We start from the raw sequence: 9,115 nt of genomic DNA, 5'->3' as shown, positions 1-9,115 counted from the left end.
ACCGTGATCGACAGCGCCCGGCGGCTGGCCGAGCGGCTCGGCTGGCTGGAACCCATCAGCCCCGCCACCGGGCCGCCGCCCGGCTCGGGGGCTCCGACAGCCACCAGCCCCAGTGATGAGCCTGTCTGATGCGCCGGCTCTGAACGCCGCCTCCACCACGAAACCTTGGTGATCGGTTCTGGGGACGGATGCTCCTCCAGATTTGCACCATCTATTTGCTCACCGCTCGAAGCGGGAATGTGCCGGCCTGCCGGCGAGCACACCTTTCGACTCCAGGTGCTGGTTTCAGATGGCGCGGCCGAAGTGGAGCCGATCCAACCTGGGGCGGCCCGCGTCCTGGATTTGATCTTCCTTGTCGGACTCACAACGTTTCCCTTCAGCGGCTCTCGGGCGTCCGCCCCGGAGAGTCGTGGATCCGCCGTCGCGGGCACCATGTCCGGCCGGCGTTTACGGCCACAACGCGCCTGGCCCAAGGGTGGTCTTCCGGACCGAGAACGGGAAACAAGCAACCGCCGACCCGGTGTATCACCGAAATCGATAACAGCACCGATTTTGCCGGTGGAAATTCAACGTCTCTCTTTCCTCATCAAATGAGGTACAATAAAAATACCGAGGATATTTCGTGCGTTGGCATTCAGGTTGGCGTCGCCCGCGGCGATAGACCGCTTTCGGCCCATGGTGAGGGCCTGACAGGCCAGGCAACGATGATGACAACACTCCTTTCGCCGTCCACACCGTCAAACCCCGTTACGGTCGCCGACTCCACGGTCGCGCCCAGGCTCAGCCTGAACCCCCTGTTGGACAGGAGGGGCACCGTCGACGGGGCGTGGTGGCCCGGCACTCGCAATGCCGCCGCCGAACTGCCCGCCCTCATTTCGGCCGTCGACCAGCGGCTCGGCAGAGCCGTCCTGCGCGTGGGCCTGTATCAGGACGCGTGGGATGACATCCCGCGCCGTATCCCGGCCCGTGGTCGCCACGTCAGAGTGGGCTGGTTCCGCAGCGCGGACCCGCACCTGATCACCCTGAGCATCGCGGGAACCGCTCCCATCACTCTGCTGGTCATTCCCCCCGGCACGGCGAAGGAGTCGGCCACGGCAGCCCTCACGCTCGCCGCCGCAGGCACGGTCGGCGTCCGGCCTGCTGACATTCTCCACCCCGCCGTCCCGAACGAGGGCATGCCCGGCCGCGACAGCTCAGCCGCCTGGGAGAACGAGGGCGGCCGCGTCACCGATCTGGTGCCCGCACGGCCCGCCACCACCTGAGCCCGCGCCGAGCTGCCGTTCCCGGCGGTCACCGACTTCCGATGAAGACGGGCTCGATCCGATCTCTCGGCGCGGATCCGGGACGCCCGTCGCCGGGCGCGCTCCTCCGCTCGGCCAGATGAGCAGGCCTGCTCATCTGGCCGAGTTCCGGCCCCCAGCCACCCCGCACACCTCATAAGGCCATGCCGGAAAGGCGTAAGCCTCTGGCACACCAGGGCAGAGGTCGCGCCACCTCTGTTCGACGTCATCCTCGGCCTGAACCGCCGGGGGCTCGACAGCGGTTGATCACTTGTGGGTCGCCCAGGACATTGTGGCGAAGCGCCCGCTTGCCGGCGCGGGTCCGCCCGACGCCACTCGGCGATGCCCTCCTCCGTGACCCAACTGGCACCGGCGTGCGCCGAGGGATCAGGCCCTGGAGCGGATCTGCAACGGACCGTGACCGGCAGGACAGTTCTGGTCACCGATGGGACCGCAGGTGTCGGCAGGGCGGTGGGCAGGCGGACGTGGTCGTCACTCGCCGCGGGCCGGCCGACCGGACATCGGATGGGCTGTCCGTCCCAGCTCCTGTCCGGCACTTTTCCCGCATCTGATGCCCTCGATAGGGCAGCTCGAGTCGGGTAGAGCTCCTGGAGGCGCATCCCGACGGTGTCGGGCCAAGTGCGTTCTGTGCCATACCTTGTGTTCCTAGGCTGAAAGTGCTTCTCCGATGTCTCGGGGGCAACGGCCACAATCAGAGAGCGAGACGCAACATGGGTAGTGCTCGCAAAACCGAAGATCATGCCATAGGCGACCTATCTCAGCTGAATGGAGCCGACGAGCGGCCCGATCACGCGGCCAACGCGCAGTGGCTCAAGGACAACCCGGGCGCCATGCCGCAGGTGAGCGCCGGCCGGTGGGCCGTGTACGACCGTGCCGGTCATCTGCGCGGCCACCTCGTCGGCGACGGCCCGACCCGCGACACCCGCTTCAAGGCGATCAGCGCGACAAACGAGTGGTCGCCCGCCGACCAGACGCCGGGCTATGGCATCACCCTGCACGATGCCGGGGCCCACCTCCTCGACACCAGCGTGGATGGCAGGCAGCCCGATGAGGGAGCGGGTGACTGAGCGGCACAAGGGCAGCGATTTCGGCTCCAGGTCGATCCTCGGGCAGCCACAGCAGCGCCGGATCAGCGCGGTCGTAGCGTAGGTGCAGGTCCGGAGGCTCAGAGGTGGTTGAGCGGCGTCCGGGGCCCAAACACGGGTGGACCTGGATCCGGTCGCCGGGCGAGGCGCCGGCGCAGCGTGAGCCGATGTCTATGGACATGCTGCCTGGTGAGAGCGAGTGGTTCGACGAGACCGTGGCTCAGGCCTCACCCGATGTGCTGCGCGAGATGGACGCCGGGAGCCGGATCGCCGCTGGGGCAGGGATTCGAAGTCCATGATGGGGATGGCAGAGCGCCAATGTTGTTGCGGTACAACCCTTTTCAGGCGCAGCCTGCGGGCCGGACTGCGGATCCCGCCCACGGCGGGAATGCAGGCTCTGGAGGGCGCCGACCGCAAACCCAGTCGTTCGACAGAACAGCTCATCGGCCGCCGGTCACATCTGGCGGGCTCGCTGGCGAAAGACACCCAGGCAATCCGACGAAGCCCCGAGCTCGGGAGGCTGACCATCGGTCCCGTTGAGACTGCCGAAAGCAGTGGGCGATGGTGCACGTGATTCTCAGCGGCGGCGACTCGCCGACGCGCTCCAGCAGTTCGGCGGCGGTGCTGCTCGGAGAGGCGGCAGCCCTGTCTGTGGGGAACGGGCGGTTATTGCCGTAGGAGAGTGCCGAGCGTCGCCAGACCTTTGTTGATGTCGGCCGGGGAGTTGGCGGCGTAGCCGAGAATGAGTCCTGGTGGATGCGGATGTTGGCTGTGCCACGACAGGGGGTGCACTTTCACGCCCTGTGCGAGCGCTCGCGCGGCCAGGTCGGTGTCGGGGAGTTTGGTGTATTTGGCGTCGAGGGTGACCATCAGGTGCAGGCCGGCGGCGGCACCGTGCACTGTCGCGCCTGGGAGGTGGGTTCTGATCGCCTGGATCATCGCGTCTCGCCGGTGGCGGTGACGGCGGCGCAGCAGGCGCAGTTGGCGTTCGAGCCGGCCCGATTCCATGAGGTGCGCCAGGACGAGTTGCGGCAGTACGGGGTTGCCCAGATCGGCGAATCGTTTCGCGTCCACCAAGGCGTCGGTGTACCTGCGGGGTGCCAGCATCCAGGCCACTCGCAATGCGGGAGCCAGCAGTTTGGACACGCTTCCGGTGTAGCAGACGTGTTCGGGGAGTATCGAGCGCAGGGCGGGGACCGGCGTCCGGTCGTAGCGGTGCTCGGCGTCGTAGTCGTCCTCGGCGATCAGCCCGCCCGTGCCTGCCCACTCCATGAGTTCGCGGCGTCGGGCGCCTGCCAGCACCACGCCGGTCGGGAACTGGTGTGCGGGGGTGAGCATCACCGCTGGAAGGCCGCTGGCGCGCAAGAGGTCGACTCGCACTCCTTGTGAGTCGACCGGGATCGGCGGGGTGTCCAGTCCGGCGTCGCGCAGATGTTGACGTACCCCGAGTGAACCTGGATCCTCCACCGCGACAGCGCCGATCCCGGCGTCGCGGAACAGCCGGGACAGCAGGGCAAGTGCCTGGGCGGTGCCGGCGACGATGATCACCTCGCTTGGCTCCACCTGGATGCCGCGGTAGCGGGCCAGCCAGTTCGCGACGGCCTGCCGTAGCGCCAGGGCTCCACGTGGGTCGCCGTAGCCGAGGTCGGACGCGGGCAGGTCGGTGAGCACGGTGCGTTCCGCGTGCAGCCAGGCGCTGCGGGGGAACGCGGCGAGGTCGGGCAGGCCGGGTGACAGGTCGATCCGGGCTGGGGCGGACCGTAGCGCATCGAAGATCTCCGCGTTGGGTGGGGTGGTGAACAGCGCATCGGTCGGGGGGCCGCCTGCGGGTGCTGGTGGCCTGGCCGGTGCCTGCTCCGCTGGGGCCGCGACCACGATCGTGCCGCCCCGCCGCCGGCCGACGACGAGCCCGTCTTCGGCCAGGCGCTGATAAGCCTCCGTGACCACGCTCCGGGAGACCTGCAAATCCGCGGCCAGGACTCGGGTCGCCATCAGTCTGCTGCCCACCGGCAGGCGACCTTCAGAGATCGCGAGCCGCAACTGACCGGCAAGCCAGTCGGTCAGTCCGCCCACTGGAGCGTCGGCGGCGTTGAGCTGCAGGAAATCGGACCCCGACTTTATGGACTGGTCAGAAGGAGCTTCTTTGGACCTGTGCATCGGGCCATTGTGGCAGGCAGGGTGAACATATCAACACCGCATTGCCGGGACACTCTCCGCGAAGCATTTTGTGAGCGCTGTCGCGATTCAGCTGATGGTCTCGTCATCTACGCGAAAAGGAGGCAGACATGACGATCGAGGTCGAGGAGATCGAGACGGTCAAGAGCACCGGCTTCGAATGGACGTGAGCAATGGCATGTTCCGGTGAGCCGATCAGGCCGGCCGACATCACCAGGTGTGCTGACCGGCCGTCCACCGGGATACGTACGGAGCCCATTGCCGGTGACGGGCCTGCGCGCCGCAGCCCCGTCACCGGCAGGGTCGGGGCACAGCAGCATGCCGGAGCGGGCAGGTGAACGCACCGGCCGAAGAGGCCGGCGAGCCGCTGCGGCTGCGACCGCTGACCCTGACCGAGGATGGTGGGCAGGTCGTGGTCGGTGATCCGGCGACCGGCCGGTTCGTCGCGATGCCGCCGGTCGGCGGCGTCGTCATCCGGGCCTTCCAGAGCGGAGCGACGGTGACCGAGGCGGCCCGCGCCGCCGAGCGGTACGCCGGTGAGTCGGTGGACGTGCCCGCTTTCGTCGCGACCCTCGGCAGGCTGGGCTTCCTCGACGATCCCGCCCGACCGGTCCCGCCCCCGCGGACGGGCGCGCTGCAGCTGTCCGGTTGGTTGTCCGGTCCGCCCCAGGCCCTCGTCCGCCCGCTGTTCGGGCGCGTGGCCTGGATCCTGTACGGCACGGCGTTCGTGCTGGCGGTCGTCCTCCTGGCGGCGTTCCCCGAGGTCCGCCCGAGTGCGGCGGACGCCTTCGTACTCGGGGGAGCGGGTCCCGAGTTACTGCTCTTCTTGGTGCTCACCCGCGTCATGACGGCGCTGCACGAATGCTGGCACTGGCTGGCCGCGGTGGCCGCCGGCGTGCCGGCCCGATTCGGCGTGGACTGGCGACTGTACTTCGTGGTGTTCGAGACCGACCTGTCCCAGCTGTGGCGGCTCCCGCGCCGCCAGCGCTACGGACCCCTGCTGGCAGGGCTGGCCTTCGACTCGGTCCTCCTCGCGGCCCTGCTGGGAATCCGGCTCGCGGCCCTGGCCGGCGCGCTGTCCCTGCCCGCGACGGCGGTGGCGCTGGTGGAAATGCTCGCCCTCGCCAAGAGCGTGACCATGCTCTGGCAGTTCATGCTGTTCCTGCGCACGGACTTGTACGCGGTGCTGGCCACGGCCACCGGCTGCCGCAATCTGTGGCGGGTCAAGACCTTGCTGCTACGGCGCGCGCTCGGCCGCCTCACCCCCGCACAGGCGGCCGAGCTGGCCACGGCGAACCCTCGCGACGTCCAGGTAGGCCGCTGGTTCCGCTGGGTCTGGCTGGCTGGCCTCGGCGTGGGCGGTTTCTGGCTGTGGTGGTTCTACCTGCCATTCATGACCCGGACCGTGACAGGCGGGATCGAGCAGGCCGCCGGCGGCCCGCTGACCGCCGCCTTCTGGTTCGCCATACTGTGCCTGGTCATCCTCCTGTGGGCACAGATCGCCCTCGCCGTCCGCACGCTGCTGCGGATCGCGGGTTTCGCCGCCGACCGCCTGGGACACCGGCGTAACCGGACCTGACGGCGCCACGCTAGCTTCCCACGCCGCCGGGCGTGGGCCGCCCGAGGCGATGCCGAGCTTGAACGGGTACTCGCATCGAGACAGGCCGACGGCAGGCGACCCCTGGTTGGCGCGAACGTGACACTTCGCGCCTCAGTGGGCGGGACCGTGGCTCATGCCGTAGCGGGCGAAGCGGGAGCCCGTGATGAAGGCCCAGTAGCGGTCGCCGTAGGACCAGTGCCACCATTCGGTGGGGTGGTTGACGAAACCGGCGGACACCAGGGCGGTGCCCAGGATGTCGCGGTTGTGGCGGGCCTCGGCGGAGATGCCGGGGAAGGCGGTGTAGCACGCTTCGTCGCTTTCCGGCGGGGTGGCGTTCATCTGCGTGCCCATCGGGAGCTCGGTGCCGGAGACGGTGCACGGGGTCAGGTCCACCGCGCCGCCGCTGACGTGCGGGGCCACCTCGGGCGGGGAGACGTATCTGCTGGCCTCCACGTGGGCCCGGCGCTCGTCCCAACCGGGGTGCGCCGCCTGGTGCGCGGCCACGGACTCGGTGAAGTAGTGCTGCTGCAGAGCCGCCAGGCGGAACCCCTCCACCACCAGCAGGCGCAGCCTGCGGGGCAGCCGGGTCTGCGCGGCGATCAGGCGGTCGGCCACGCTCAGCCGGACGTGCGCGAACGCGCCCTCATCGTCGGCGCGCGGCGCAGCGAGGCGATGTACGTCTGCAGCACCCCGCGCGCGGTCGGCGGCGGATCGTCCTGCCAGATCGCCTCCATCAGCCGCTCGACGGTGACCACCCGGCCCGCGTCCAGCAACAAGGCGGCGAGCAGGGCTCGTGGCTTGCTGCCCCCGAGTGAGACCTGCCGCCCGTCGTTCCACACCTCAACCGGACCCAGGAGTCGTAACTCCATTGGCTCTCCCCAAAAAGGGCTCGGCCAACCCCACCCAAACCCTAAGGGTCTGCCGATGCGGCGTACCAGAGTTCGGGGTTTGCGAGGTTTCTCCTGCATCGCGCAGGACCCCGGGTGTTCCCGGGGTCCTGCGCGATGCCCTGTATGAGGAGGCGGTGTCTCAGCTGACGGTGGCGGGTTGGGCGGACATGAGGGTCTGGGTCCAGCCGCTGGTGTCGACGGTGCCCTGGCCGATCAGGTCGTCGGCGTTGCCGTCGTGGGGGTTGTGGTCGAGGTAGCGGTGCATCGATCCCTCGGGGCGGTGGCCGTAGTAGACGCCGCCGCCGGGGGAGAGCAGGCTGTCGAAGACCTGCCAGGTGGCGTCACGGAGTTGGAAGCGGGTGTAGTCCTGGATCCCGTTGATGCGGTAGGCGATCAGCAGGCCACTGCTGGTGGTGCCGAGCAGCCAGTTGGAGGCGGTGGTGGTCAGGGTCTTCAGGGTGAAGCCGCTGCCGATGAGTTCACCGGCCAGGATGTTGGCGCGGGCGGGCTTGGCGGCGTTGACGGTGTAGCGGCGCAGCACGCCACCGGCGATGCCGAACAGGTGGGAGTTGCCGTCGTAGGCGAGCAGTTCGTGGGTGAAGCCGGTGCCGAGCAGGAGGGGCTGGTTGAAGACGACGCTGTCGCGGTTGCTGATCACGTCGATCCGGTACAGCTTGCCTTCGGGGCCGTCCTCGGTGACCAGGATGGTGTTGAAGTTCAGTGTGGCCATGGCCTTGGGGGTGAAGCCGAGGGTGGCGGTGGAGGTGACCGCGCCGTGGGTACGCCGGCCGGTGGCGGCGTCGATCGCGGTGTAGGTCAACCGCCCGTCGGGCAACACCCCGTACACCGAAGCAGTTCCGGTGGGGGCCCCGCAGTTGCGGCTGGTGACGTTGCGCCAGGTCTGGTTGTTGGCCGCGCCGTAGGTGACCCCGTTGAAGGTCGGCCTGACCCGCTCGGAGCCCGCGAAGCCCCAGGAGGCCGAGCCGTTGCCGTCGGAGTCGTATCCGAGCTCGAAGTGCAGGTGCGGATGCCCGTTGGAGGTCGGACCGCTCTTGCCGACCCTGCCGATCGTCGTGCCCATCTGCACACTCGCTCCGACCGAGACGGCGCGGGACTCCAGGTGCAGATAAGTGGTGTAGTAGCCGCCGCCGTGATTGATCTGGATCACATTGCCGGCGTTGCTGTGGTAGAAGGACTGGTTCACCGTCCCGGCGGCGGGAGCGACCAGGGCGGCGCCCTCGGTGCCGTGCTGGTCGGGCTCTTTCACCATGTCGAGCGCGGGGGCATGGGCCCAGGTGTCCAGCCGCCACTGCTGGCCGCACGGGAAGGGCAGCTGCAGGTCGGGGGCGGCCAGCGCGGGGCTCGCCGTGGCGGCCAGGCCGAAGGCCGCGATGAGCGTGATGGTGATCCCGGCTCGTAAAGCAGTGAATCTGGGCATGAGATTCCTCCAGGGGACCGGGTGGTCCCTGATCGAAGTGAGTTTCGGGAACGGAGCCCGTTCGGCTTCGGCGACCGGGCTGAGCAGTTCGGACCGGGCGATCCGGGCGGAGCGCTCCGGATGGGGTAAGTGCGGACAGGCGGGGCCGGCCCAGGGCTGGGGCCAAGGCCCTCCGGCTAACTGACGGTGGCGGGTTGGGCGGACATGAGGGTCTGGGTCCAGCCGCTGGTGTCGACGGTGCCCTGGCCGATCAGGTCGTCGGCGTTGCCGTCGTGGGGGTTGTGGTCGAGGTAGCGGTGCATCGACCCCTCGGGGCGGTGGCCGTAGTAGACGCCTCCGCCGGGGGAGAGCAGGCTGTCGAAGACCTGCCAGGTGGCGTCACGGAGCTGGAAGCGGGTGTAGTCCTGGACCCCGTTGATGCGGTAGGCGATCAGCAGGCCACTGCTGGTGGTGCCGAGCAGCCAGTTGGAGGCGGTGGTGGTCAGGGTCTTCAGGGTGAAGCCGCTGCCGATGAGTTCACCGGCCAGGATGTTGGCGCGGGCGGGCTTGGCGGCGTTGACGGTGTAGCGGCGCAGCACCCCACCGGCGATGCCGAACAGGTGGGAGTTGCCGTCGTAGGCGAGCAG

8 protein-coding genes are annotated in these 9,115 nt (G+C 69.0%); 3 read left to right on the top strand and 5 right to left on the bottom strand.

Going from position 1 to position 9,115, the window contains the following annotated elements:
• The first annotated feature begins 188 nt into the window (after positions 1 to 188).
• A complete protein-coding gene (locus ETD86_RS59805; protein ID WP_342779361.1) occupies positions 189 to 1,262 on the top strand; it encodes a DUF5994 family protein in 1,074 nt (357 codons plus the stop codon).
• Positions 1,263 to 2,011: 749 nt separating this feature from the next.
• Positions 2,012 to 2,368 (top strand): hypothetical protein, encoded by a 357-nt coding sequence (locus tag ETD86_RS50010; protein WP_138673655.1) that lies wholly within the window; start codon positions 2,012 to 2,014, stop codon positions 2,366 to 2,368.
• A gap of 684 nt (positions 2,369 to 3,052) precedes the next feature.
• Here the strand turns inward: ETD86_RS50010 and pdxR are convergent.
• Positions 3,053 to 4,543 carry a MocR-like pyridoxine biosynthesis transcription factor PdxR gene (gene pdxR / locus ETD86_RS50005; protein ID WP_138673654.1) on the bottom strand — a complete coding sequence of 497 codons (1,491 nt, stop codon included), beginning with the start codon at positions 4,541 to 4,543 and terminating at the stop codon, positions 3,053 to 3,055.
• Between the two features lie 352 nt (positions 4,544 to 4,895).
• Here pdxR and ETD86_RS50000 point away from each other — a divergent pair, with 352 nt between their 5' ends.
• Positions 4,896 to 6,140, top strand: a complete 1,245-nt coding sequence (locus ETD86_RS50000; RefSeq protein WP_138673653.1) for a hypothetical protein — start codon at positions 4,896 to 4,898, stop codon at positions 6,138 to 6,140.
• A gap of 132 nt (positions 6,141 to 6,272) precedes the next feature.
• On the opposite strand, the gene ETD86_RS49995 is transcribed toward ETD86_RS50000, so the two are convergent.
• The 4 genes from ETD86_RS49995 to ETD86_RS56310 all read right to left on the bottom strand — a co-directional run.
• Positions 6,273 to 6,776 (bottom strand): M15 family metallopeptidase, encoded by a 504-nt coding sequence (locus ETD86_RS49995; RefSeq protein ID WP_246149453.1) that lies wholly within the window; start codon positions 6,774 to 6,776, stop codon positions 6,273 to 6,275.
• A 2-nt stretch (positions 6,777 to 6,778) separates the two neighbouring features.
• Entirely contained in the window at positions 6,779 to 7,030 is a 252-nt protein-coding gene (locus ETD86_RS49990) for an AfsR/SARP family transcriptional regulator (RefSeq protein ID WP_246149452.1), read from the bottom strand.
• A gap of 160 nt (positions 7,031 to 7,190) precedes the next feature.
• On the bottom strand, positions 7,191 to 8,489 hold the full coding sequence (locus tag ETD86_RS49985; protein ID WP_138673652.1) for a M23 family metallopeptidase: 1,299 nt from the start codon (positions 8,487 to 8,489) through the stop codon (positions 7,191 to 7,193).
• A gap of 176 nt (positions 8,490 to 8,665) precedes the next feature.
• On the bottom strand, positions 8,666 to 9,115 hold a 450-nt coding region (locus ETD86_RS56310; protein ID WP_211370827.1), incomplete at its 5' end, for a hypothetical protein.

It is taken from the genome of Nonomuraea turkmeniaca (assembly GCF_005889735.1).
GTDB lineage: Bacteria > Actinomycetota > Actinomycetes > Streptosporangiales > Streptosporangiaceae > Nonomuraea > Nonomuraea turkmeniaca.
This window is presented reverse-complemented; position numbering and strand designations above follow the sequence as displayed.

Coding starts and splice junctions, on each gene's coding strand:
- ETD86_RS59805 (WP_342779361.1), top strand. CDS start 189: ATGCTCCTCCAGATTTGCACCATCTATTTGCTCACCGCTCGAAGCGGG.
- ETD86_RS50010 (WP_138673655.1), top strand. CDS start 2,012: ATGGGTAGTGCTCGCAAAACCGAAGATCATGCCATAGGCGACCTATCT.
- pdxR (WP_138673654.1), bottom strand. CDS start 4,543: ATGCACAGGTCCAAAGAAGCTCCTTCTGACCAGTCCATAAAGTCGGGG.
- ETD86_RS49990 (WP_246149452.1), bottom strand. CDS start 7,030: ATGGAGTTACGACTCCTGGGTCCGGTTGAGGTGTGGAACGACGGGCGG.
- ETD86_RS49985 (WP_138673652.1), bottom strand. CDS start 8,489: ATGCCCAGATTCACTGCTTTACGAGCCGGGATCACCATCACGCTCATC.